Origin of the sequence: Castellaniella hirudinis (assembly GCF_042651965.1) — a bacterium.
GTDB lineage: Bacteria > Pseudomonadota > Gammaproteobacteria > Burkholderiales > Burkholderiaceae_B > Castellaniella > Castellaniella hirudinis.
Window position 1 is genome coordinate 189039 of sequence record NZ_JBHSDY010000001.1, and the last position, 24409, is coordinate 213447.

Sequence of the window (24409 nt, forward strand, 5' to 3'; positions counted from 1 at the left end):
GTCAAACCCTGCGCCCCGCCAGGCAGACCCAGCCGTCGCGGGCTGCCCAGACCTGCAGGGGCAGATGAGGCGCATACGCCTGGCAGACCTCGTCGGCCTGGCGTTCCAGGACGCCGGACAACGCCAGCCAGCCGCCGGGCGCGACCCGGCCGGCCAACATGGGGGCCAGGAGCTTGAGGGGATTGGACAGGATGTTGGCGACCACCACCTGACTGGTCCCGGCCGGCAGGTCGTCGGGCAAGCAGGCCTGGACGTCCACGCGATTGGTGTCCGCGTTGCGAACCGTCGCCAGCACCGCCTGTTCGTCGATATCCACGCCACGGGTCGGACCGGCGCCCAACAGGCGTGCGGCGATCGCCAGGATGCCGGAACCACAGCCGTAGTCCAGCACGGTCTCGCCGCCTTGCAGATGGGCCGCCAGCCATTCCAGGCACAGATGCGTGGTGGGGTGGCTGCCGGTCCCGAAGGCCAGGCCGGGATCGAGCTCGATGCGCACGATGCCGTCCCGGGCGCCGACCGAGGGCAGGCCCGCGTCGTCGCGGTGCCAGCTCGGGACGATCCAGATGCGTTCGCTGACGACGATGGGGCCGAACTGGGATTGCGTCAGGCGCACCCAGTCGGCGTCCGGCACGTCGCGCAGAAACCAGTCGTCCGCCACAGGCGCAGGGCCTGCCAGGCCGTCCAGCGCCGCCAGCAACTGGGCGGGATCATCACCGTCGGCCAGCAGGGCCACCAGACGATTGCGCCGCCAGGCCAGGACCTCGGGCTCGGTGCCCGGCTCGCCGAACAGCGCCTGTTCGTGCTCCGTGTCGCCGTCAGCATCCTCGACCGACACCGACAGGGCGCCGGCTTCCAGCAAAGCGTCGGACCAGGCCTCGGCCTGGCTTTCCGGACAGTTCAGCACCAGCTCGCGCATCCTGGACCTCAGGCGCGCGCGGCGAGCTTGTGTTCGAGGTAGTGGATGCTGGTGCCGCCTGCGACGAATCGGGCGTCCTGCATCAACTCGCGGTGCAGCGGGATGTTGGTGTTCACCCCCTCGACGATCATTTCCGACAGCGCGATGTCCATGCGCATGATCGCCTGGTGACGGTCGTCGCCGTAGGCGATGAGCTTGGCGATCATCGAGTCGTAGTAAGGCGGCACGGTGTAGCCGGTGAACACGTGCGAATCCATGCGCACGCCCGGGCCGCCCGGCGTATGCCAGTTGGTGATCCGGCCGGGACTGGGCGTGAACTTGTAGGGGTCCTCGGCGTTGATCCGGCACTCGATCGCATGGCCGTGCAGATGGATGTCGCGCTGGCGCAGGGTGAATTTCTCGCCGGCGGCGATCCGCAGTTGCTGCTGGACCAGATCAATGCCGGTGATCATTTCGGTGATCGTGTGCTCGACCTGGATGCGGGTGTTCATCTCGATGAAGAAGAATTCCCCGTTTTCGTACAGGAACTCGAAGGTGCCGGCGCCACGGTAGCGCATCTGGCGGCAGGCCTCGGCGCAACGTTCGCCGATGCGCTCGACCAGCGCGCGATCGATGCCGGGGGCGGGCGCTTCTTCGATGATCTTCTGGTGGCGGCGCTGCATCGAGCAGTCGCGTTCGCCCAGCCAGACGGCCTTGCCCTCGCCATCGGCCAGGATCTGGATCTCGATGTGGCGCGGGTTCTCCAGGAATTTTTCCAGGTAGACCTCGGGGTTGTTGAAGGCGGCGCCGGCCTCGGTGCGCGTCATGGCGACCGCGTTGAGCAGGGCGGCCTCGGTGTAGACCACCCGCATGCCGCGTCCGCCGCCGCCGCCCGCCGCCTTGATGATGACCGGGTAGCCGACCTCGTTGGCGACGCGCAGGATTTCCTTGGGATCGTCGGGCAGCGCGCCGCCCGAGCCCGGCACGACCGGCACGCCGGCGGCGATCATGGCCTGCTTGGCGCTGACCTTGTCACCCATGGTGCGGATGCTTTCGGGACGCGGTCCGATGAACACGAAACCGCTTTTTTCCACACGCTCGGCGAAATCGGCGTTTTCCGACAGGAAGCCGTAGCCGGGGTGGATGGCCTCGGCGTCGGTGACTTCGGCAGCCGAGATCAGCGCCGGCATGTTCAGATAGCTGTCACGCGGCGTGGCCGGCCCGATGCAGACGGATTCGTCGGCCAGGCGCACGTACTTGGCTTCGCGGTCGGCCTCGGAGTGCACCACCACGGTCTTGACGCCCAGCTCGCGGCAGGCACGCAGCACTCGCAGGGCGATTTCGCCGCGATTGGCGATCAGGATTTTTTCGAACATGGCGCTCAGGCGATGATGAACAGGGGTTGGCCGTATTCGACCGGTTCGCCGTTCTCGACGAGGATTTCCTTGATCACGCCGGACTTGTCGGCTTCGATCTCGTTCAGCAGCTTCATCGCCTCGATGATGCACAGAGGATCGCCTTCCTTGACGGTCTGGCCGACCTCGGCGAAAGCGGGCGCGTTCGGGTTGGGCGCGCGGTAGAACGTGCCCACCATGGGCGCCTTGACCTGATGGCCTTGCGGCACCGCAGGCGCCGGCGCGGCGGCGGCCGGGGCCGCCGCAGGCGTCGCCACGACCTGGGCGGGCGCGGCGGCCACGGTCGCCGGAACACCCGCAGCGGTCTGGGAGAACTTGACGATGCGGACCTTGCCCTCGCCCTCGGTGATTTCCAGTTCGGCGATACCCGAATCGGCCACCAGGTCGATCAGCGTTTTCAGTTTGCGGAGATCCATGACGGTTCAATTCCTGTGTGCTGGCCCATGCGGAAGCGGGCCGTTCAATGATTGGGTTCGGGCGGCGAAAACAAATGCGCCGTCGGTCCGACCCCGGTGAGGCGGGGGAGAATCCACGACGGCCACATAGGTTGCTGCTGCCAGCGGGCGGCCCTGGAGTCCTGCCCGAAGCCGCCTGATCCCGGTATGGGGATGCCCTTCAAAGCGCCTTTTTACGCTAAAAACACCGATTTGTCCATGAAAACCAGGTCCACGGCGACCGGCAACTCGATCATTGAAACCTAAAGAAACCAGCGGAGAACAGCGGATCAACGGGCGGGTGCCGCGGACCGGGAGGGGATTACAGGATCTTCGCCAGCCGGGCCTGGATGTCATCGGGCTTGAGTTCGCCCATGACCGAGTCGGCGACCCGGCCCTGGCGGTTGAACAGCAAGGTGAACGGCAGGCCGCCGCCTTTGTTGCCCAGCTCGCGCATCAGCGGAATGCCCTGGGTGCCGGTCAGCAGCAAGGTGTAGGACACCTGGACCTTTTGCAGAAAGCGCTCGACATTGGCCCGGGTGTCGATGGCCAGCCCGAGGATGGCCAGATCCGGATGACTCTGGTGCAAGGTTTCGAGCAGCGGCATTTCGCGCACGCAGGGCGCGCACCAACTGGCCCAGAAATTCATCAGCACCGGCCGCCCCACGTAGGCCGACAGCGCCTGATCATGGCCCTGAAGATCGGCGAACGAACGTCCGAAGACGGGATCGGCCGGCAGGATCGAGGCCCCCGCGCCGCGCGTCCCGGCCGCGAGCCCCAGCGCCGCCGCCGTGCGCAAGAAATACCGCCTGTCCATGATCCATCCAATAACTGTATTGCCCGGTCATCATAGCATCGCCTCCCTGACAACTTACAATACAGGCCGGAGGATACGATGCACGTACACATACTGGGAATCTGCGGCACGTTCATGGGCGGCCTGGCCCTGATCGCCCGCGCGGCGGGCCATCGGGTCACCGGCTGCGACGCCGGCGTCTACCCGCCCATGAGCACACAATTGCGCGAACAGGACATCGACCTGATCGAGGGCTTCGACGCCGATCAGACCGGCCTGGGCGCGGACCTGTACGTGGTCGGCAACGTCGTCAGCCGGGGCAACCCGCTGATGGAGGCCATCCTGGATCAAGGCCTGCCCTACACCTCCGGCCCGCAATGGCTGGCCGATCACGTCCTGGGCGGCCAGCACGTGCTGGCCGTGGCGGGCACGCACGGCAAGACCACGACCAGCGCCATGCTGGCCTGGATCTTCGAGCAATCCGGCCGGCCCGCCAACTTCCTGATCGGCGGCGTGGCGCCGGACCTGGGCGTCTCCGCCCGCTTCGACCCGGCGCGCCGCCACTTCGTGATCGAGGCCGACGAATACGACACGGCCTTCTTCGACAAGCGCTCGAAGTTCGTCCACTACCATCCCCGCACCGCCATTCTGAACAACCTCGAATACGACCACGCCGACATCTTCCCCGACCTGGCCGCCATCGAGACTCAGTTCCATCACTTGGTGCGCACCGTCCCGGCCTCGGGGCACATCATCCGGCCGGCGGCCGGCGAGGCCCTGGATCGCGTCCTGGCGCGCGGCTGCTGGTCGCCGGTCGAAACCTTCGGTCCCGGCGGCGACTGGCAGGCGGAACCGGAAACGGACGACGGCCGGCGCTGCCGCATCCTGTATCGGGGTCAAGCGGTCGGCGTGCTGGACTGGTCCCTGTCCGGCACCCACAACCAGGCCAACGCCCTGGCGGCCCTGGCGGCCGCCCGCCATGCCGGCATCGCGGCGCAGGACGGCATCGCCGCCCTGAATGGCTTCCAGGGCGTGCGCCGCCGCCTGGAACTGCGCGGCACGCGGGACGGCGTCGCCGTCTATGACGATTTCGCCCACCACCCCAGCGCCATCGCCACCACGCTGGACGGCCTGCGCCGCCACGTCGGCCCCCGGACCCGCATCCTGGCGGTGATCGAGCCGCGCTCCAACACCATGAAGCTGGGCACCATGGCCGCCCGGCTGCCGGACGCGCTGGCCGATGCGGACCTGGTCTTTTGCCACGGCGCCACCCAGGGCAAGCATGCGCTGGGCTGGGATCCCCGCCAGGTGCTGGCCGGCCTGGGCGAACGCCTGTGGGCGGGCGACGACCTGGATGCCCTGGCCGACGCCATCTGCGATGCGGCACAGCCCGGCGATCAGGTGCTCGTCATGAGCAACGGCAGTTTCGGCGGCATCCACCAGACCCTGCTCGACCGGTTGGCGCAACGCCGCCCCCGGTCCCCCCATTGAACCCCGCAGTCTCCCGATTCTTTTATGCACGTTCTCTACGAAGACGCCGGCAAACTCAAGGCCGAAACCATTTTCTCCGAAGCCGACACCTCTTTGCAGGTCGAGTCGGCCAGCGGCAAGCGCAGCAAGATCAAGCGCAGCGCCGTGCTGTTCACCTTCGAGCAACCGTCTCCCGACGGCCTGCTGCCCGCCGCCGAGACCCTGGCGGCCACACTGGACGCGGGCTTTCTGTGGGAATGCGCGCCGCAAGAGGAATTCGAGGCGGCCGCCCTGGCCGAGGACTACTTCGGCCACCCACCCGATGCGGTGGAAAAGACCGCTGCGATCCTGGCCCTGTCGGCCGCGCCGGCCTATTTCCATCGGCGCGGCAAGGGCGCCTTCCGCCCCGCCCCGCCCGAGATCCTGCAGGCTGCGCTGGCCGCGATCGAGAAAAAACGCCGCCAGGCCGAGCTGCAGCAGGAATGGACCGACGCGCTGGTGGCCGGCACGCTGCCCGACGCCCTGCGGCCCGTCGCCGCCACCTTCCTGGACCGCCCCGACAAGAACACGCTGGAATGGAAGGCCTTTGACGCCGCCGTGCAGCAGTCGGGCACCAGCCCCGAACGGCTGCTGCTGTCGCTGGGCGTCTGGCCCCATCCCCTGGCCATGATGCGCGACCGCTTTCTGTCGGCCCACTTTCCCCGGGGCACGGGCTGGCCGCCCGTGGATCTCCAGGATTGGGGCGCGGACCTGCCGCAGGCCCAGGTCGAAGCCTATTCCCTGGACGACGCCAGCACCACCGAAATCGACGACGCGCTGTCGGTCTCGATGCCGGAACCCGGCACGATCCGCGTCGGCATCCACATCGCCGCGCCGGCGCTGGCCATCACGCGCGGCAGCGCGTTGGACGAGCAGGCGCGGGCCCGCATGTCCACCGTCTACATGCCGGGCGACAAAATCCCCATGTTGTCGCCCGAACTGATCGCCGCCTTTTCCCTGGACGAAGGCCAGTGGCGTCCGGCCCTGTCGCTGTACGTCACCGGCCGCCTGGAAGACGGCGAGGTGCTGGACACCGAGACCCGCCTGGAACGCATCCGGGTGACCGCCAACCTGCGCCACGGCCAGATCGGCGAGGTCACCGAAGCCGCGCTGGCCGACCCCGACGCGCCCCTGCCGCACGGCCCCTGGCTGCGCCCCCTGTGGCAGTTCGCCCAGGCGCTGTGCGCCGTGCGCGACCGCACGCGCGGCAAGCCGGAAAACAACGATCGCATCGAATACGGTTTCGAGATCGACGGCCCGCCCGACGATCCGGACTCGATCGTCCGCCTGGTGCCGCGCCAGCGCAACGCGCCGCTGGACCGGCTGGTGGCCGAATACATGATCCTGGCCAACACCCAATGGGGCGGCCTGCTGGCCCGCCACGGCGTGCCCGGCATCTACCGGTCCCAGCAGATGGGCCGCACCCGCATGTCCACCCAGGCGCTGCCGCACGACTCCATCGCCGTGCCGCAGTACATCTGGTCGACCTCGCCGCTGCGCCGCTATGTGGACCTGATCAACCAGGGCCAGATCCTGGCGGCAGCCGAGCACGGCGTCTCCGCGCGCCTGGCGGCGCCCTTCAAACCCAAGGACGCGGACCTGTTCGCCCTGATCGGCGCGTTCGACTCGCAGTACACAGTGTGGGGCGACTTCCAGTCCTCGATGGAACGCTACTGGTGCATCCGCTGGCTGCAGCAGCAGGGACTGAAGGAAGTCTCCGCCCACGTGCTGCGGGAAAACCTGGTCCGGCTGGCCTGCGCGCCCTTCGTCACGCGCATCAACGGCCTGCCCGAATTCGAGCGCGGCCGGGAAGTCCGCCTGGACATCCTGAGCTACGACGAGATCGGCCTGGACGTCGAATTCCGCCTGCGGGAAGCGGGTTAGGGCCTGTTCACACTAATCAAGGGGTCGGGAAGCCATGGACACGCTGCCGCTGCGACTGCTGGAATCCCGGAGCGAAGGCCGCGGCCGCATGGCGGCGGCCCTGCTGCTGTCCCTGGCGGCGCACGCGGCGCTGCTGGCCTGGCATTTCCTGCCCGTGCAGCCGGCCACGCAGTCGTCCACGCTGGAAGTCACCCTGGTCAACAGCCGCAGCGAGCAGGCCCCCCTGAACCCCCAGGCGCTGGCCCAGCAGAATCTGGACGGCGGCGGAGACCAGGCGCAGGGCATGGCCTCGTCCCCCCTGCCCCGGACGTCCGACGGCAGCGCCGAGGAAACCGTGCTGGCCGCCCTGCGGCGGCGGCAGGCCGAACTGGAAGCCGAGCAGCGCCGCCTGCTGACGCAACTGGAAGCCCTGGACACGGTGGCCGCTGCGCGGCCTTCCCCCGAACTGCTGGGCCGCAGCACCGACCCGGGCGAGGACGATCGCCAACAGGACAGCCTGATCCTCAGCGCCCGCATCGCCGCCCTGAAAGACCGCATCGAACGCTACAACGCCCTGCCCCGGCAGACCTTCACCGCCCCGTCGGCCCGGGCCTCGGACGACGCCCGCTATGTGGAGGCCTGGCGCCAGCGCATCGAACTGATCGGCACGCAGCACTACCCGCCCGAGGCGCGCGGCCGCATCTACGGCGACCTGCAACTGACCGTCTACATCCGGCGCGACGGCAGCCTGGACCACATCCAGTTCGACCGCCCCTCGGACCAGGCCGTCCTGAACAGCGCCGCCCGGCGCATCGTCGAACTGGCCGCGCCCTTTGACCCGCTGCCGCCGGAACTGGCGCGGCACACCGACATCCTGGCCATCACGCGGACCTGGCACTTCACCCGCGAAGGCCTGGACACGGGGATGCCATGAGTGCGCCGGGCCGCCCCAAGCACGAATTCCCCCCCGGGGGGATGGCGCGTAGCGCCAAGGGGGCGCCATGAGTTTGCGCAAGCTCATCACGACCGTCCTGCTGGCGGCGTTCTGCGCCGGCTTCCTGTACCAGATCGGCCTGCTGGGCATGGTGGTCTGGTTCAATTTCCGCGACCCGTCCAACACCCCCGTCATGCAGGACACGCTCAACGTCCTGCGGGCCGAAAACGATCAGGCCCGGCTGGCGCACGAGTGGGTGCCGTACGAACGCATCAGCCCGAACCTGAAACGCGCCGTGATCGCGTCCGAGGACAGCGGCTTCATGGATCACGACGGGGTCGAATGGGAAGCGATCCGCAAGGCCTGGAGCTACAACCAGCGCCAGGCCGATCTGGGCCGCTCGCGCCGGCGCGGCGGGTCCACGATCACTCAGCAACTGGCCAAGAACCTGTTCCTGTCGAACTCGCGCAACTACCTGCGCAAGGGCCAGGAACTGATCCTGACCTATATGATCGAAGCCGTCATGAGCAAGCGCCGCATCCTGGAGCTCTATCTGAACGTGGCCCAGTGGGGCGCCGCCACCTTCGGCGCCCAGGCCGCCGCCCGGCATTACTTCCGCACGGACGCGGCGCGCCTGTCGTCCGGCCAGGCCGCGCAACTGGCCGCCATGCTGCCCAACCCGGCCTACTACGACCGCCACGGCGCCACCGCTTTCCTGCGATCCCATACGGCCACCGTACGCGCGCGGATGTCGCAGGTCGCGGTGCCTTAGGGAAAAGGTCAGGACACGCGCAAGGTCCGCCGCAGTTTTTTCACCGCACTGACGGGGGTCGACAGCACCGTCCTGCCCGGCACCGGCGCGATGCCCGCCACTGCGCGGGCCAGGGAGAACTGGCACAGCACGAGCGCATCCACGTCCGCCAGCGTTTCTGCGCAAGCCGCCGCCAGGGCATCGTGCCGATGCCCGTCACCGGCCTTCAAAGCCTCCAGCGCACCTGCCGCAACCCCGGTACGCACTTCGATGCGTTGCCCCCTCGACCGGGCCATGTGCTCCAGTTCATCCACCAGCGGCGGCAAGGCCTTGGGAAAGCTGACCATCAACCCGATGCGCGATCCGGCATCGAGCGCTTCTTCGAATGCCGCCTCGTTGGGCCGCAGCACCGGGATGTCCAGATCCGCCTTGACCCGGTCGATCGCAGGGCCGAATGCCGAGCAGGTGAACAGAATGGCGTTCGTCTCATCGCCCTCCACGCCGGTGCTGGCGGCATACCGGCCGATCGCAAGAAAACGCCCGATCATCCGTTCGGTGATTTTCCCTTCGACCGCCAGATCCCTGGCCAAAGAGTCATCCAATACATTATGGATGCGGGCCTCCGGCCAGGCGTCGGCAAACGCAGCCCACGCCGGCTGCTGGGAATCGGTCAATGCATGCACCAAGGCAATCCTGGCGTGCCCCATGTTCTTTACTCCTTCACTGTTCCGTCAATCCGACAAAAGCGCTGCAGCCGGGCGCACCTGCCCACGCCTAGAACGCCACCGCGTCACCGCCCTTGAGCCCGAGGATCACGCGGGCTTCAGCCGGGGTGGCCACTTCCAGGCCCAGACCTTCGATGATCTGCCGTGCGCGCGACACCTGCTGGGCATTGCTTTCCGCCAGACGGCCTTTACCCAGCCAGAGGCTGTCCTCCAAACCCACACGGACATTGCCGCCCATGCTGGCGCTCATCGCAGCGATCCGCAATTGATGGCGCCCGGCGCCCAGGACGGACCAGCGGAAATCCCCGCCAAACAGCCGATCGGCCGTCCGCTTCATATGGGCGACGTCCTCGTCATGGGTTCCGATCCCCCCCAGAATGCCGAACACGGACTGAACGAAGAACGGGGGTTCAACCAGGCCGCGATCAACGAAATGCGCCAGGTTGTACAAGTGGCCGATGTCATAGCACTCAAACTCGAAGCGGGTGCCATTTTCAGCGCACTTGGCCAGGGCGTACTCGATGTCCTTGAAGGTATTTCTGAAAATCAGGTCCCGGCTATCTTCCAGATGCTTGCGCTCCCAGTCGTATTTGAATTCGCTGAAGCGCTCCAGCATCGGGAACAGCGCAAAATTGAACGACCCCATGTTCAGCGACGCAAGCTCGGGCTTGAACACCATCGAAGGGCGAATCCGCTCGTCGATGGTCATATAGGGAGACCCGCCGCTGGTCAGGTTGAGCACCGCATCGATCCGGGCCTTGATCGGGGGCAGGAACTTCGCAAACGCCTCGGGGCTCTGATCGGGCCGTCCGGTGTGCGGATCGCGCGCGTGCAGATGGATGACGGCGGCGCCCGCCGCCGCAGCCTCGACCGAGGCCTCGATAATTTCCTCGGGCGTGATGGGCAGATGGGGGGACATGGACGGCGTGTGGATGGCTCCAGTCACCGCGCAGGTAATCACAACTTTGTTCATTGTTTGCTCCTTGCCGCAAACGCCGTCTTCCGAATGCCTCGACAATCACCGAAAGACAGCCTGTTCAACTCCAAGACTCGCGTTTTCCAAGGCTGCTCACGGACTCCAGCAGACCGGCCGCCTGGAAAACCTTGGCTTCGCCAAATTGGTCGCCCACCACCTGCACACCGATCGTCCGGCCGTCTGCCTCGCGGCCAACCGGCAGAGACAGCGCCGGCACGCCCAGATAGTTGAAGATCCCCGTATAGGCCGCGACCCGCGCATTGAGCGCCAGGATCTCACCCACGTCACGACACGTCTCGTAGCGGGAACGCTCCGGCGCCGGACACGGGGACACGGGGCAGAGCAGGACATCCAGATGATCGAAGAACGTCCGCCGCCATCGCATCCTGTGCTTTTCCCTCTGCTGCAACGCCGACACGTACAGACTGGCGGGAAACGCCAGCCCCTGCTGCAAGCGCTCCCGCACTTGCGCTCCGATCTTCGCAGGTCGACGTCGCAAGGCGTCGAGGTGCACCGCCGAGGCCTCGCTCGCGAACACCAATCCCGTCAGAGAATTCAAGTGCGTCCAATCCGGGACTTCGACCGTTTGCACCAGGCAGCCCGCCTGCCGCAAGCGCTCCGCGCATGCCTCATAGGCCTTCAACACCACGGCGTCCGGCGGGACCGGCAACGAATCCGGATGGATCCATCCGATCCGCATGGCGGCGGACGGGGACAAGGCCGCCAGTTCATAGGGCGCCGGCCCCGCTGTCCACCCAGGCCTGGTCAGGGCATCGAGCACCCGCGCACAATCCGGCACATTCCTCGCCAGGGAACCCACAGTGTCCAACGTCGTGGACACCGGATGCACGCCGGTCAGGGAGACCAGCCCGTTGCTGGGTTTGAGCCCGACGACCCCGCAAAACGCCGCCGGAATACGGATCGACCCACCGGTATCCGTCCCCAGCGCCGCGAATACGGCCTTGTGCGCCACGACAGCGGCGCTGCCGCTCGAAGAGCCGCCCGTGACGTAGCCGGGTGAGACCGGATTGTCGATGAAGCCGTAATGTTCGCTCCAGCCGGCCGGGCCCATCGCGAATTCGGACAAATGCAGCGCCCCAAGATCGACCGCACCCGCCTGCTGTAAAGCGGACAAGGCATCCGCCAGGCGTGTGCCTCGACGATGAAACGCCGGATGGGCGGCAAACGATGAGATCCGTCCCGGACTGGAAAACAAATCCTTGTGCGCCACGGGAATACCGTACAGCAACCCGCCGGCGCCTGCCTTCAGGCCATCATGCCCAAGCGATGCGGCGTCCTCGGCGTCCATGCGCAGGAAACACGCGCGCGCCGAAGGAGACGACGTAATCCGCGCCACAGCCGCGGCCGACAGTTCTCGCGCGGAAATCCTCCCCGAAGCCACCTCAGCCGCTGCGCTCCGCAAGGAGCCGTCCAGAATATCGTCCAACATGGTCACTCGCCGTCCGCCTCCTCGAAACCATCCAGCGCCAGGCAGGCATCGGCCAGCACCGACGAAAGCAGCAGCAGTTCCCTGGACATGCGAGCGTCAATCCGTCCCTGCACATCCGGCTCGATCGCCGCGTCATATGCCCCGCGCACGAAATCCCCGAAGATTGACGATGTCATCACGCTTCCCCCTCAGTGAGCGCCGCCGCACGATCCGTGGCCAGCCACTGCCACAGACATGCTGCCAACCGGGCGCCGGGCCGGAAGCCCAGCGCGTCGGCATGCACATTGACGTGCGAGATCACACCCTGCTCGTACGTGGATAAGGCATCGCCGATGCGCGCCGAATGATGCGCCACTGTCACAGCGGCGATACCGAGCCGGTCAAGCGGCTCCAGGCGGCCTATGCCCGCCGCATCCGTCCCGACACCCGCATCATTGAACGCGGCAAACCGGACCGCCACATTCATGGCCTTGGCCGCATCCCCCCCGATCAAACCGCCATGCGATCCCGTGACAACGATCCCGCCCCTGTCTTCCGGCTTGATCAGGGATGCCGAGTCGATGCATACGATTCGCCGCCCGAGCAGCGGCTGCTCGTGCCGGTGCTCCGCAACCGTCGCGGCGGACGCCGCAGCCGGCCCGGCAGCATGCAAGCGCTCGAGCGCGTCATCACAGGCCATCCCCGCCTGGACGCCCAATACGGCGGCGGCACGATTGGCATGACTGATCCGACCGCGACGGCGCATGTCGCCCGCATCGCCGATCCGGGCGCTCGAATGCGCGATCGCGGCCACCGGCAGGCCTGCGGCATCGCCATAGGCCAGAGACGCGATGCCGGCCTCGTCCAGGCCGACCCCGGCATCGTTCAGGATCACGCTCCGCACCCCCAGGCTCAACGCCTTGTAGGCGCTGTACAAGCCGCCGTGGGAGCCCGCCAATACCGTCATGCCCGCATGTTCCGGCATCAGGTAGTTGATGGAATCGACCATCACGATCTCGGGCGGCTGCCGAAGGCTGCTGTTTTCCATGGTTTCCTTTGCACCTATTTGAGCGTCCCGGGCAGCCATAGGGCAAGCTGCGGAAAGGCATACAACACCACCAGGAACGCCAGCATGATCAAGACGAAAGGGAAAGAGCCCCGAATAATGGTCTTCAGGGGCACATCCTCGGCCACCGCGTTGATCGCGAACAGATTCAACCCCATCGGCGGCGTCAACGCCCCAAGCTCGATGAACACGACCAGGACAACGCCAAACCACACGGGATCAAAACCCAGCGCGACCACGCTCGGAAACAGGATCGGCAGCGTCAGCAGCATCATGGACACGCCTTCGATGAGCATGCCCAGAACGATATAAAGGCCGACGATCAGCAAGAAGAACTGCCAGGGCGCCAGGTTCGCATCGACCACGGCCTGGCTGACGCCCCGCGCAATCCCGGCGTCCACCATGCCGAAGGACAGCAGGGAACCGGCGACGATGATGTAGAACACGATCGCCGTCGTGGTCACCGTCCCGCTGAGCGTCGCGACCAGGCTCTTCCACGTCAGCTCTCTGAAGCCCACGCCCACCAGCAAAGCGGCAAGCGCACCGAACGCCCCGGCCTCGGTCGGGGTGACCAGGCCGAAATACAAACTGCCGATCGTCGCGCCGATCAGCACCAGCAGCGGCAGGCAATCGACGACCGCCCGGAACACAAGCCCCGTCTCGAACGGGTGAAGCTCGCCATCAGGCACCAGAGACGGCTTGCGCCATACCTGAAAAGCAATCCAGGCCATGAAAGAGGCCGCCAGCAGCAGTCCCGGCACCACGCCCGCCATGAAAAGATCGACGATCGAGGTCTGGACGGCCACCGCATAGATGATCATGGGTATGCTCGGCGGAATCAGGATGCCCAGCGTCCCGCCCGCCGCCAGCGATCCGGTCGTCAAGCCCATATCGTAGTTGCGACGCCGTAATTCGGGCATGGCGACCTGGGACATCGTCAAGGCCGTGGCCACCGAGGACCCGCAGATCGCGGAGAACATCGCGCTGCCGGCGACGTTCGCATGCGCCAAGCCGCCGGGCGTGCGCCCCAGCAGGTACGCCAGGCCACGGTAAAAGCGCCGCGCCACCCCGGTCTGCATGATGACCTCGCCCATCAGGATGAACATGGGGATGGCCACCAGAGTGAACGAATTCGAGGTATTCCAGATGATGTCCCCGATCGTCGGGAGCAGATCGAAACCATGCTGGACGGCCACCCCCGTGATGGCGGCGACCCCCAGGGCAATGGCGATCGGGCAGCCGGTGACGATCAGCACGCCGATCACGCCCACATACAGCATCAGCATTGTCTGCCAGGCCAACATCATTTCACCCGCCCTTCGGTCGCGCGGAAACTGCGCACCAGTACGAAAACGCCGGCCAGCACCGCCGCGCACAGCGCAGCCAGCACCGCCAACTGCGGATACGCCAGCACCGTCTGGGAAGGCTGTATCGAACGCGTCTGGAACCGCAGGCTGGCCATGGTGGTGAGATACATGGAATAGACGAGCAGGGCGTTGAACGCAATGCCGAGGGCGGACAGGATGAACAGCACCAGCGGGGATTTCACGACCGGCGACCAGGACTCGGGCAAGTCGATCTTGATCAACTTGTCATGATGCAGGCAGTGGCTTAAACCCAGGTACACCATGGCGGCGAAAAAGTACGCGCTATATTCGTCCGCCACCAGAGTCGACGTCGAGAAGAAGTACCGGCACAGAACCTCGATATTGATCAAGAGAAACATGCCGGCCAGCAAACAGCAGGCGAGCGCTTGCGCTGCACGCGCCAGGCCTTCGGCCAGACGCCCCAGGAGATCATTGCTTTTCATACGCGTCATCCCGTCGTCGGGAACCTCATGCGCGGCCCGTCCGTTTCCAGAACAGGCCACGCGGTTCCCACGCTGTCACATCACCCCTGTTGGCAGGCCGGCATCAGGCGCTGCAACAGTTCCGCGGCCACGGGACCGTTCTTGGCCGCCCATGATTCCCACATCGGTCGCAACTGGGTCTTCACCTGAGCCAGTTCGTCTTCCTTGGGCATGGATAAAGTCACGCCATGCGCCGCCATGTTCTTGATCGCGCTCTGGTCGGCCTCCTGCGAGGCGGCAAAATACTTCGGCGTCCATTCCTCGGATTTCTTCTTGACGATCTCCTGCAGATCCTCGGGCAGCTTGGCCAGCGCCTCGGCATTGACCAGGGTGATCTGATGCGCCATGGTGAAATTCAGGACCAGGCCATGCTTGACGATGTCATACGCTTTCCAGTCATTGGCGGACAACGCCGAGGTGATGGCGCCATCGACGACTTTGCGCTGCAGGGCCGGAATCACCTCCGCCGGATCCAGCGAGGTCGGTGTCGCCCCGAGCTGTTTCAGCATCTCGACTTGCAAGGGATTCCAGATCCGGATTTTTTTGCCCTTCACCGCGCCGATGGTCTCGATCGGCTCCGCGCTCCAGATGCTTTGCCCTGGAATAGGCCAGTTCATCAGGACGCGAATGCCGAATTTCTTGTTCAGGACTTCATCGGGAATATCGCCCATGGCCTTGACGCCGGAATCGAAGGCGGCATAGCTGGTGCACAGGAACGGCAGGGAAAACACGTCCAGCTCCGGCGCATCGCCCGCAGCCAGGCCTGCCCCAACCTGCCCCATCTGAATCTGGTTGGTCGCAACGGCCTTCAAGATGTCGCCGGCGCGGTACGGCAGCTCACCTGCGCTGTAATGCGTGATTTCCAGGCGGCCGCCACTGGCCTTGCTGATGTCCTCGGCAAAAGCCTTGTTCATCTTGGCATGAAAATCAGTGGCCGGCACATAGGTGAAAAACCGCCAGTTATATTCCGCGGAAAACGCAGAACTCGCTCCGAATATGGCCGAAGCAGCCACCAGGACGTTTGCAATGAGCCTGATTTTCATATTGGTCCCCATATTTAAAATAATATTTCTGTTGAAACCGCGAGATGCCTGACTTCCCCTTCCAGACGGGGAAAATTCATGAAATCCGCCCGAGATTTCTGGCGCACTTCTGAATGCAATGAAAAATTCAGATCCTCAACCGAGTCGAAAACCAATTCGGCGAGCAGAAAAACCGCATCCTTGTTGACGGCCACCGGATCATCCCAGTCGACCGGATGATGCAAACGACAGGATCGGATCCTCGGATACTCGCGCATGATCGCCGCATGCTCCGTCCGATAGTGCTGAAGAAACTGCCTGGCGTCTTCCACCGTGCCGACATACCTGACGAAATACGAAACACTCATGAGGCAACTCCTAACCAAGAAACAACCGCTGGGCAACAGGCAAGGGGGAAAACTTGCGGCCAGTATATGGCTTGTATCGATTACTTAATAATGATATTTTATGATTATTCGATAACTTGAAAGAATTGAAGTTCATCGTGAATCAGCTCATAGAACACGAGTCCCTGGACGAGCAGAACATCCGCTCCAGATTGACGGTGCGGCATCTTTCCGTGCTGGCCAGCCTGGGACGCCATCGCAACGGCCACCAGGTGGCCGCCGAATTGAACCTGACCCAGCCTGCCATCAGCAAGGCCGTGCGCGAAATCGAGGGCATCTTCAATATCAAGCTATTCGACAGCGGCCGTAACGGCACGCACCCGAATCGCGTGGGAGAAGCCCTGATCAATCGGGCTGCCGCCCTGATCAATCAATTGGGCGATACCCAGCGGGAAATCGAGGCCATCATCCAGGGGGAATCCGGCAGCCTGCGGCTGGGCGTCATCCCGTTCATCACGCCCGACCTCATCACGCAAACACTGAAGCGCCTGCACGAAAAAAAGATCAACCTGACGATGGAAATCCGGGAGGACACCACGACATCCCTGGTCAATCAGCTCTTGGCCAAAGAACTGGACTGCGTCATTGGCCGATACGCAAACGTCAGGGAGGACGAACTGGAGCAACAGATCCTGCGCTATCAGCGATTCTCCGTCGTGGTCAGCTCGCGGCACCCCATGCTCGGCGCAGGAAAGCACATCACCCTCGAACATACGACCGACTTCGCCTGGATCGTGCCGCCGCCGAGGACCGCCGCTCGGACCATGCTGAGCGAGCTGTTCGTGAAAGCCGGCTTGCGCCCACCGAGCGTACGGATCGAAACATCCTCGCTCGAAGTGATCAAGGCCGCCCTGGCCGATAACGACCTGATCGCCATCATCCCCACGGATATTGCCAGGCACTATGCGCTGGCGGACCAATTACGGATTTTGCCCATTGACACTGATTACCAGCTCGCGCCGCTCACCCTCATCCGACGCCGCAACGAAACCATGCTGCCCTCCACCCAGTGGTTCTGCGAACAACTCCTGGCGATCGGGCACGCCATGGACGAGACACACGACGCGGCGCCCGCTGCGACCTGACCGCCCGATGTCCTGAACCGCAGTTCCCCACCGGCCGGTCCTGACGGAACACGTCCATCGGGCCGGGGAATCCGTTCAGGGTACTATTGAGGTTTCCATCGTTTTTTCGCTCATGCGCACGGCCCGACGTTATATCGCCCGCGAAATCTACCGCTCGACCGCCGTCGTCCTGGTGGCCCTGGTGGGGCTGTTCATGTTCTTCGCACTGATCGAAGGCCTGGACAAGGTCGGCCAGCGCCTGACCCTGCTGAACCTGTTCTATCTGCAGGCCCTGGACGTCCCCAACCACCTGTACGAACTGCTGCCCATCGGGCTGCTGATCGGCGCAGTGCTGGCGCTTGCGGGACTGGCGCAGCGCAACGAACTCACCATTCTGCGGGCCTCGGGGGTCAGCGGCATGCGCCTGCTGGGCGCCTTGTGGCTGATCACGATTCCGCTGGTGATGGGCGCCTTCATCCTGTCGGAATTCATCACCCCGGCGGCGGAACTGCGCGGCAGCGAGTCCCGCCTGGCGCTGCTGGGCCGCACCGACGGCGGCCGCCTGTCCAGCGGCTACTGGTTCAAAGAAGCGGACGGCAAGGGCGGCACCCGCATCATCAATATCGGCCAGCTCACCGGCAAGGGCAGCGTGGACAACGTGGTGCTCTACGAATTCGCGGCGAACAATACGCTGAAGGACCTCGTCCAGGCCGCCAACGGGCAGTTCGAGCAGGGCCGCCTGGTGCTGCGCAACCTGACCGAGACCCGCATCCAGCCGCAGTCCGCCGGCGCGCTGGCCGACGCCCGCATCCCTGACAAGCCCATCAGCGAAGTCGTCCACCTGGACGAGCGCAGCATCCCCACCTCGCTGACGCCCGAACGCCTGATCGCCCGCATTCTGACGCCCGAGCGCATGGCGATCTCGGATCTGCTGGACTACATCCGCTATCTGAAGAACAACCAGTTGCAGACCGACCGCCAGGAAGTCGCCCTGTGGCGCAAGATCGCCTACCCCTTCACGCTGCTGGTCATGGTGACCATCGCCGCGCCGATCGGCTTCATGCAGACGCGCCGGGGCGGGGTCGGGGTCAAGGTCTTCGCGGGCATCATTCTGGGGGTGGGCTTTTTCATGCTCAACCAGTTGGCCCTGAACGCCGGCATGCTGGGTGACTGGCCGCCCTGGGCCACGGCCCTGGTGCCCAGCCTGGCCGGGCAGGCAGCCGCCCTGCTGGCCCTGCTGGGCATGGAGCACCGCCATCCGCTGTCCCTGTGGCTGCGCCAGCGCAAGCTCCAGCGGAGCCCCGCATGACCCTTGCGGCAACCCCTCGGGGCGACGTCTGGGTCATCGGCGACATCCAGGGCTGCGCGGGGGCCCTGCGCGCTTTGCTGGATCACCCCGAACTGGCCCGCTCCGACACCGAATTGTGGTTCGCCGGGGATCTGGTCAATCGGGGTCCCGATTCACTGGGGGCGCTGCGCCTGATCCAATCGCTGGGGCCGCGCGCCCGCGCCATTCTGGGCAACCACGACCTGCATCTGCTGGCCGTGGTCGCCGGGGTACGCCCTCCGGGCAAATCGGACACGTTCCAGGACATCCTGAGCGCGCCCGACGCCGCCGAACTGATCGACTGGCTGCGCCACCGGCCGCTGCTGGTGCGCGACCGGGGCCACGTCATGGTTCACGCCGGCATCCTGCCCGCCTGGACCCTGGATCAGGCCCAGGCGCTGGCAGGCGAGATCGAGACCGCCATCCGCCGGCCCGACTGGCATCCCGCCATGCACGACCTGTATGGCGAGGAACCCCTGCAATGGGACGACGCCCTGCAAGGGCCGGACCGCATGCGGGTGATCGTCAACGCCCTGACCCGCATGCGGGTCTGCCATGCGGACGACGGCCGCATGAATTTCCGCCACAAGGCAGGCCCCCACGACAACCCCGAACTGGTGCCCTGGTTCGAACTGCCCGGCCGGCGCGATCCGGCCGAACCGGTGGTCTTCGGTCACTGGTCCGCATTGGGGCTGCACATCCGTCCGGATGCGATCTGCCTGGACACCGGCTGCGTCTGGGGACGCGCGCTGACCGCGTTGCGGCTGCGCGACCACAAGATCGTCCAGCAGGACTGCGCGACCTGCCGCTAAGCTGCGACGCCGCGCACGGCCTCGCCGATCGCGGCCTGAGTACGGCGCGACAGTTCCGCCCGCGTCAGGCCGTCCGCCGCCGGAATCGGCGCCAGAAAATCACACTCGACCGACACGCCCCAGGCGCTCAGCAAAAACCACAGGTTCGCCACCAGGGTCTGCTCGCCGACGAAAGCCAGTTCCGGCGCGCGACGTCCGCGCCTCAGGAAACGCAGGGCCACCGGCTGCGTCGGTACGCCAGCCTGCACGGCGGCGTCAAACAAGCCCGCATGAAAGGGCAGCACGTCCGAACCGTCGGTCGTCGTGCCCTCGGGGAACAGGCCCACGGCATCGCCCTGGTCGAAGCAGCCTCGCATCTGGCGGCCGGCGTCGCGCACGGCGTGCCGATGGCGGCGGTCGATGAACAAGGTGCCCGCCCAGGCGACCAGCAGCCCGATCACCGGCCAGCGCCTGATGTCGCTCTTGGCCACAAAGGACGTGGTGCGCACACTGTTGAGCACGAAGATATCGACCCAGGACACGTGATTGGCGACCCACAGCACGGCGCCCCGCTCCACGGGAACGCCCATGCGGCGCACACGGACCCCGCACAGCCGCATCAGACCGCGTGACCACCCACGGACCACCCGGCGCCGCCGGGCGCGGCCCAGCGCCGGGAAGACCGCCAATTCGGTCAGCAGGCCCAGCAGAATCCAGACGGATACACAGACGAAACGGAACAGAAATAAAAAAGGCGCCATAGTGTCCTGTTTGGCTAATTCAAGTGCTCGTCTTCGGTGCCCGGGCGCCCCACAGGTTCTCCCGAATTGCGGCATCCCTCCACCTCCCGGCCTACATGCCGGTCGGATTCAATAGGCACGGAATGGTCCGCAGGGACCATTCCGTGTCCGATCTCATCCAAATACCGCTGCAGGATCACGGCGGCGGCCATGGCGTCATCGGCGGCGTGGGTGCCCAGAATCTGCTGGGCCTCCAGGCTGGAACCACGTTCGTCCACCAGCACGACACACACGCGGAAGCGGCCTTCGAGCTGGTGCGCAAAACGGCGGCTGTGCTGCGAGGCGGGCTGCTCGCCGCCGTCCAGCGTCAGCGGCAGGCCGACGACCACGCGATCGGGCTGCCATTCGGCCAGCAGGGCGCCGACCTGGTCGAAACGCTGTTCACGCGTGGTCGGCGTCAGGATGCACAGCGGGCGCGCGTGGTTCGTCAGGGTGTTGCCCAGCGCCACGCCGATTTTCTTCAGGCCGAAATCGAAAGCCAGCAGCGTCTGTTCGGATTCAGGCATGGCCCGCGTCGCTGGCCAGCATCGAGGCGCGGATGCCCAATTGAGCCAGTGCGGCGTCGTAGCGGTCTTCCGCGGGCGTGTCGAACAGGATGTCGTTGGACGACAGCACGTTCAGCCAGGCATTGCGGGCGAGTTCGTCTTCGAGCTGACCCGCGCCCCAGCCGGCATAGCCCAGCGTCACCAGCAGCCGGGCCGGGCCGTGGCCGGCGGCGACGTCCTGCAGCACGTCGCGCGAGGTGGTCAGCGCCACGTCGCCCCCCAGCTCGATGCTGGAACTGTATTCGCCACGCGGCACGTGCAGCACAAAGCCGCGATCGGTCTGCACCGGCCCGCCGAAGAAGACCGGTGATTCCTGCACCGGCCCGATTTCCAGCGACAGGGGCAGATCGATGCGCTGCAACAAGTCGCCGATGGTGAGATCGGTCGGCCGGTTGATCACCAGCCCCAGCGCGCCGTGTTCTGTATGTTCGCAGACATAGATCACGGTATTGGCCAGTTCACCCGACACCATCCCCGGCATGGCCAGCAGGAACTGCCGGGACAGGTCGATGCGTGAACCGGCGTCGGAAGCATGCGGTACTGTCGTCATGTCGATCCCCTGTAGTCCGGCCCCATGGCCCATGACGTTAGAGTATCAGAAACGGGTCGAATCACACACGGAAGCAAAGGGGTCAGATTTCGATCAGCTCGAAGTCTTCCTTGCGCGCGCCGCATTCGGGACAGACCCAGTTGGGCGGCACGTCCTCCCAGCGGGTGCCGGGCGCAATCCCGTCTTCCGGGTAGCCGGCCGTCTCGTCATAGATAAAGCCGCAGATCAGGCACATCCAGGTTCGCATGGCGATGAAATCTCTCGTCTTCCGACGGCGTCCCGATCGACGCCGATGCCGCATACATTAGAATGGATGCTCATAGTACACAAACCCCACAGACTGCCGGCCGTGGCAACCGGCCCTTTGCTGTCATGCCTGCGCCCGATTCCCCTGCCATCCCCCTGCCCCTGATTTTCGGCCCGTTCGATCCCAGCGGCGCCAGTCACCTGCCTATCGACGCGGTTATCTGCGCCGGTCTGGGCACGCACGCGGGCTCCGTGGCCACCGCCATCCACGTCCAGGACACCGCCGGCACGGAAACCATCCAGCGCCTGGCCCCGGACCTGGTCGATGACCAGGCCCGCTGCCTGCTGGAAGACATGGCCATCGGCGCCCTGAAGATCGGCCCTCAGTACGACCCCGAGACCATCTCGACCCTGGCCCAGATCGCGGCCGACTACAGTGCGCTGCCGCTGGTGCTGCAACTGTGCGCGCCGCCGCCGATCCCCGACCTGGAAGACCTGGACCCCGAGGAAACCGTCGGCGCGCTGCTCGAGCTGCTGCTGCCCCAGGCGCATCTCGTCGTCGTGGACGCCCGCCTGCCGGAACTCTGGGCCGGCCAGGGCCTGCTGTCCTCGACGCGGGCGGCCGATCCGATCGCCGCCCTGCACGAACTGGGCGCGCCGCTCGTCCTGTGCTGCAACGCGGCGCTCGGCCCCGGCCTGAACGGCCTGGTCCTGCACACGCAGGACCAGGCCGGCCGCCGCTGGCCCTGGCCGACGCCGCGCGTGCGCGCGGGCGACGCCGAAAGCCTGCTGGCCACGGTGCTGTGCTGCCTGCTGGCGCGCGGCCTGGACCCGGACGAGGCCGTCTCCCAGGCGGTCACGACCGCCACCGCCCTGCTCGAACGACATTTCCACCCCGGCATGGGGCAGCGCATCCTGCTGCACGCCGCACCGCTTCAAACCTGAAGGAGGCTCCGTGAACCCGCCCCGATTCCCGCGCGGCCTGTACGGCGTCACCCCCGACTGGGCCGACACCGACCGCCTGCTGACCGCCATCGAACAAGCCCACGCCGGCGGCATGACCGCCTTGCAATGGCGCCGCAAGCTCGGCGCCCCGGCCGATCTGCGCGCCCAGGCCCGTGCGGTCCGCGACCTGTGCCTGCGGCTGGGTCTGGTCCTGATCATCAATGACGACTGGCGCCTGGCGGCCGACCTGGACGCCGACGGCGCCCATCTGGGCAGGGATGACGGCGCCGTCGCCCAGGCGCGGCTGGCGCTGGGCTCGGACAAGCTGATCGGCTGCTCCTGCTACGACCAGCCGGAACTGGCCGCCCGACGGCTGCGCGAGGACGCCGACTACATCGCCTTCGGCGCCCTGTACCCGTCCGGCGTCAAGCCCGACGCCGTGCGCGCCACGCTGGACCACGTCCGCGCCGGCCGGGCGCTGACCGAAGCGCCGACCGCCGGCGGGACGCGCCGCGCCGCCGTCGTCGCCATCGGCGGCATCACGCCCGACAACGCCGCCCCCGTGATCCAGGCGGGCGCCGACAGCATCGCCGTCATCAGCGCCCTGTTCGACGCCCCCGACATCCACGCCGCCGCGCGCCGATGCGCCGATTTGTTCGACACCGGCGCCAGCCGGTCATGAACCCCGGTCCGCGACACGCCGACCTTTCCTGAAACCCTGCAGCAACCGGAATTCCGCCATGTCCCGCAACACCGAACTCTTTGAACGCGCCTGCCGCGCCATCCCGGGCGGCGTCAACTCGCCCGTGCGCGCCTTCCGCTCCGTGGGCGGCACCCCGCCCTTCATCCAGCGCGCCCAGGGTCCCTATCTGTGGGACGCCGAAGGCACCCGCTACATCGACTACATCGGCTCCTGGGGGCCTGCCATCCTGGGCCACGCCGACCCCGAAGTCGTCGCCGCCGTGCAGGCCGCCGCCGTGGACGGGCTGTCCTTCGGCGCGCCGACCGAGGCCGAAATCGAGCTGGCCGAGGCCATCATCGACCGCATCCCCTCGATCGAGCAAGTGCGCCTGGTCAGTTCCGGCACCGAGGCCACCATGTCGGCGATCCGGCTGGCGCGCGGCCACACCGGCCGCTCCAGGATCATCAAGTTCGAAGGCTGCTACCACGGCCACGCCGACAGCCTGCTGGTCAAGGCCGGCTCGGGCATGCTGACCTTCGGCAATCCGACCTCGGCCGGCGTGCCGCCCGAATTCGTGCAGCACACCCTGGTGCTGGATTACAACGACCTGGCCGCCGTCGAGGCCGCCTTCGCCCAGTACCCCGAGGACATCGCCTGCATCATCGTCGAGCCGATCGCCGGCAACATGAATCTGGTGCGTCCGGCGCCCGGCTTCCTCGAAGGCCTGCGCACGCTGTGCACCCGCTACGGCAGCGTCCTGATTTTCGACGAAGTCATGACCGGCCTGCGCGTCGGCCCGCAAGGCATGCAAGGCCTGTGCGGCGTCACGCCGGACATGACCACGCTGGCCAAGATCATCGGCGGCGGCATGCCGGTGGGCGCCTTCGGCGGTCGCGCCGACATCATGGCCGGCATCGCGCCGCTGGGCACGGTCTACCAGGCCGGCACGCTGTCGGGCAATCCGGTGGCGGTCGCCGCCGGGCGCGTCACCTTGCGCCGCCTGGCCGAGCCGGGCTTTTACGACACCCTGCACCAGCAGACCGGCAAGCTGATCCAGGGCCTGGTCGAACGCGCCCGGCGCCACGGCGTGGCGCTCAGCGGAGACTGGCAGGGCGGCCTGTTCGGCCTGTATTTCCGCGATACGGCGCCGACCAGCCTGGCCGAAGTCTCCGCCTGCGACACCGAGGCTTTCAAGCGCTTCTTCCACGGCATGCTGTCCGCAGGCGTGCATTTTGCGCCCTCGGCCTTCGAGGCCGGCTTCGTCTCGTCCACCCACGACGACGCCGTCATCCAGGCGACGCTGGACGCGGCCGACCGGGTGTTCGCAGGGTTTAAATAATCCGAACTTCAAGTTTCTTGACGCAGGACAAGGACACGCCACGGCGTGT

The 24409-nt window shown here is 66.2% G+C and carries 26 protein-coding genes and 1 pseudogene; 10 read left to right on the forward strand and 17 right to left on the reverse strand.

Annotated elements, in window-relative coordinates:
- Position 1 precedes the first annotated feature (1 nt).
- From prmA to ACFO0J_RS00995, 4 genes are all read right to left on the reverse strand, one after another.
- The gene (gene prmA, locus ACFO0J_RS00980; RefSeq protein WP_376811196.1) at positions 2 to 916 is read right to left on the reverse strand and encodes a 50S ribosomal protein L11 methyltransferase; all 915 of its coding nucleotides are present in this window, start codon (positions 914 to 916) and stop codon (positions 2 to 4) included.
- An 8-nt stretch (positions 917 to 924) separates the two neighbouring features.
- Positions 925 to 2271, reverse strand: coding sequence for an acetyl-CoA carboxylase biotin carboxylase subunit (accC, locus tag ACFO0J_RS00985; protein WP_376811197.1), 1347 nt, complete (start codon positions 2269 to 2271; stop codon positions 925 to 927).
- A gap of 5 nt (positions 2272 to 2276) precedes the next feature.
- A complete protein-coding gene (gene accB / locus ACFO0J_RS00990; RefSeq protein ID WP_376811198.1) occupies positions 2277 to 2726 on the reverse strand; it encodes an acetyl-CoA carboxylase biotin carboxyl carrier protein in 450 nt (149 codons plus the stop codon).
- A 340-nt stretch (positions 2727 to 3066) separates the two neighbouring features.
- Positions 3067 to 3561, reverse strand: coding sequence for a TlpA family protein disulfide reductase (locus tag ACFO0J_RS00995; RefSeq protein ID WP_376811199.1), 495 nt, complete (start codon positions 3559 to 3561; stop codon positions 3067 to 3069).
- Between the two features lie 78 nt (positions 3562 to 3639).
- On the opposite strand from ACFO0J_RS00995, the gene mpl reads away from it, so the two are divergent.
- From mpl to mtgA, 4 genes are all read left to right on the forward strand, one after another.
- Positions 3640 to 5031, forward strand: coding sequence for a UDP-N-acetylmuramate:L-alanyl-gamma-D-glutamyl-meso-diaminopimelate ligase (mpl, locus tag ACFO0J_RS01000; protein ID WP_376811200.1), 1392 nt, complete (start codon positions 3640 to 3642; stop codon positions 5029 to 5031).
- Positions 5032 to 5055: 24 nt separating this feature from the next.
- On the forward strand, positions 5056 to 6933 hold the full coding sequence (locus ACFO0J_RS01005) for a ribonuclease catalytic domain-containing protein (protein WP_376811201.1): 1878 nt from the start codon (positions 5056 to 5058) through the stop codon (positions 6931 to 6933).
- Between the two features lie 34 nt (positions 6934 to 6967).
- On the forward strand, positions 6968 to 7846 hold the full coding sequence (locus ACFO0J_RS01010) for an energy transducer TonB (RefSeq protein WP_376811202.1): 879 nt from the start codon (positions 6968 to 6970) through the stop codon (positions 7844 to 7846).
- A 67-nt stretch (positions 7847 to 7913) separates the two neighbouring features.
- Positions 7914 to 8618, forward strand: coding sequence for a monofunctional biosynthetic peptidoglycan transglycosylase (gene mtgA / locus ACFO0J_RS01015; protein ID WP_376811203.1), 705 nt, complete (start codon positions 7914 to 7916; stop codon positions 8616 to 8618).
- 8 nt (positions 8619 to 8626) lie between these two features.
- Here the strand turns inward: mtgA and ACFO0J_RS01020 are convergent, their stop codons facing one another.
- The 9 genes from ACFO0J_RS01020 to ACFO0J_RS01060 form a co-directional block, all read right to left on the reverse strand.
- The gene (locus tag ACFO0J_RS01020) at positions 8627 to 9280 is read right to left on the reverse strand and encodes an aspartate/glutamate racemase family protein (protein WP_376811204.1); all 654 of its coding nucleotides are present in this window, start codon (positions 9278 to 9280) and stop codon (positions 8627 to 8629) included.
- Positions 9281 to 9371: 91 nt separating this feature from the next.
- Positions 9372 to 10295 (reverse strand): 3,5-dioxohexanoate:acetyl-CoA acetone transferase, encoded by a 924-nt coding sequence (gene kce / locus ACFO0J_RS01025; protein WP_376811205.1) that lies wholly within the window; start codon positions 10293 to 10295, stop codon positions 9372 to 9374.
- Positions 10296 to 10359: 64 nt separating this feature from the next.
- Positions 10360 to 11748: an amidase gene (locus ACFO0J_RS01030; protein ID WP_376811206.1), complete on the reverse strand. Its 1389-nt coding sequence runs from the start codon at positions 11746 to 11748 to the stop codon at positions 10360 to 10362.
- A gap of 2 nt (positions 11749 to 11750) precedes the next feature.
- A complete protein-coding gene (locus tag ACFO0J_RS01035; protein WP_376811207.1) occupies positions 11751 to 11924 on the reverse strand; it encodes a hypothetical protein in 174 nt (57 codons plus the stop codon).
- Entirely contained in the window at positions 11924 to 12775 is an 852-nt protein-coding gene (locus tag ACFO0J_RS01040) for a hypothetical protein (protein WP_376811208.1), read from the reverse strand. Before ACFO0J_RS01040 ends, ACFO0J_RS01035 begins: the two co-directional genes overlap by 1 nt.
- 14 nt (positions 12776 to 12789) lie before the next feature.
- On the reverse strand, positions 12790 to 14079 hold the full coding sequence (locus ACFO0J_RS01045) for a TRAP transporter large permease (protein ID WP_376811209.1): 1290 nt from the start codon (positions 14077 to 14079) through the stop codon (positions 12790 to 12792).
- Between the two features lie 17 nt (positions 14080 to 14096).
- Positions 14097 to 14603 carry a TRAP transporter small permease gene (locus ACFO0J_RS01050; RefSeq protein WP_376811210.1) on the reverse strand — a complete coding sequence of 169 codons (507 nt, stop codon included), beginning with the start codon at positions 14601 to 14603 and terminating at the stop codon, positions 14097 to 14099.
- 80 nt (positions 14604 to 14683) lie between these two features.
- The gene (locus ACFO0J_RS01055) at positions 14684 to 15697 is read right to left on the reverse strand and encodes a TRAP transporter substrate-binding protein (protein ID WP_376811211.1); all 1014 of its coding nucleotides are present in this window, start codon (positions 15695 to 15697) and stop codon (positions 14684 to 14686) included.
- 2 nt (positions 15698 to 15699) lie between these two features.
- Positions 15700 to 16032 (reverse strand): EthD family reductase, encoded by a 333-nt coding sequence (locus ACFO0J_RS01060; protein ID WP_376811212.1) that lies wholly within the window; start codon positions 16030 to 16032, stop codon positions 15700 to 15702.
- A gap of 137 nt (positions 16033 to 16169) precedes the next feature.
- Between ACFO0J_RS01060 and ACFO0J_RS01065 the strand changes: the two genes are divergently transcribed.
- From ACFO0J_RS01065 to ACFO0J_RS01075, 3 genes are all read left to right on the forward strand, one after another.
- Positions 16170 to 17156 (forward strand): LysR substrate-binding domain-containing protein, encoded by a 987-nt coding sequence (locus ACFO0J_RS01065; protein ID WP_376811213.1) that lies wholly within the window; start codon positions 16170 to 16172, stop codon positions 17154 to 17156.
- A gap of 112 nt (positions 17157 to 17268) precedes the next feature.
- Positions 17269 to 18444, forward strand: a complete 1176-nt coding sequence (gene lptG, locus ACFO0J_RS01070; RefSeq protein WP_376811214.1) for an LPS export ABC transporter permease LptG — start codon at positions 17269 to 17271, stop codon at positions 18442 to 18444.
- On the forward strand, positions 18441 to 19274 hold the full coding sequence (locus ACFO0J_RS01075) for a symmetrical bis(5'-nucleosyl)-tetraphosphatase (RefSeq protein WP_376811215.1): 834 nt from the start codon (positions 18441 to 18443) through the stop codon (positions 19272 to 19274). Before lptG ends, ACFO0J_RS01075 begins: the two co-directional genes overlap by 4 nt.
- Here ACFO0J_RS01075 and ACFO0J_RS01080 read toward each other — a convergent pair.
- From ACFO0J_RS01080 to ACFO0J_RS01095, 4 genes and pseudogenes are all read right to left on the reverse strand, one after another.
- On the reverse strand, positions 19271 to 20014 hold the full coding sequence (locus tag ACFO0J_RS01080) for a lysophospholipid acyltransferase family protein (protein ID WP_376811216.1): 744 nt from the start codon (positions 20012 to 20014) through the stop codon (positions 19271 to 19273). The genes ACFO0J_RS01075 and ACFO0J_RS01080 overlap by 4 nt on opposite strands.
- A 149-nt stretch (positions 20015 to 20163) precedes the next feature.
- A pseudogene (gene ruvX, locus ACFO0J_RS01085) lies at positions 20164 to 20559 on the reverse strand (Holliday junction resolvase RuvX); the annotation flags it as partial.
- Positions 20552 to 21148 carry a YqgE/AlgH family protein gene (locus tag ACFO0J_RS01090; RefSeq protein ID WP_376811217.1) on the reverse strand — a complete coding sequence of 199 codons (597 nt, stop codon included), beginning with the start codon at positions 21146 to 21148 and terminating at the stop codon, positions 20552 to 20554. The gene ACFO0J_RS01090 and the pseudogene ruvX, both read right to left, overlap by 8 nt.
- Positions 21149 to 21230: 82 nt before the next feature.
- Positions 21231 to 21395 carry a rubredoxin gene (locus ACFO0J_RS01095; protein ID WP_376811218.1) on the reverse strand — a complete coding sequence of 55 codons (165 nt, stop codon included), beginning with the start codon at positions 21393 to 21395 and terminating at the stop codon, positions 21231 to 21233.
- Positions 21396 to 21520: 125 nt separating this feature from the next.
- Between ACFO0J_RS01095 and thiD the strand changes: the two genes are divergently transcribed.
- Genes thiD through hemL form a run of 3 tightly spaced genes read left to right on the forward strand, consistent with a single transcriptional unit; the run spans position 21521 to position 24360 of the window.
- Positions 21521 to 22339, forward strand: a complete 819-nt coding sequence (gene thiD, locus ACFO0J_RS01100) for a bifunctional hydroxymethylpyrimidine kinase/phosphomethylpyrimidine kinase (RefSeq protein ID WP_376811219.1) — start codon at positions 21521 to 21523, stop codon at positions 22337 to 22339.
- 10 nt (positions 22340 to 22349) lie between these two features.
- Positions 22350 to 23021 carry a thiamine phosphate synthase gene (gene thiE, locus ACFO0J_RS01105; RefSeq protein WP_376811220.1) on the forward strand — a complete coding sequence of 224 codons (672 nt, stop codon included), beginning with the start codon at positions 22350 to 22352 and terminating at the stop codon, positions 23019 to 23021.
- 58 nt (positions 23022 to 23079) lie between these two features.
- Positions 23080 to 24360, forward strand: coding sequence for a glutamate-1-semialdehyde 2,1-aminomutase (hemL, locus tag ACFO0J_RS01110; RefSeq protein WP_376811221.1), 1281 nt, complete (start codon positions 23080 to 23082; stop codon positions 24358 to 24360).
- Positions 24361 to 24409: the final 49 nt, after the last annotated feature.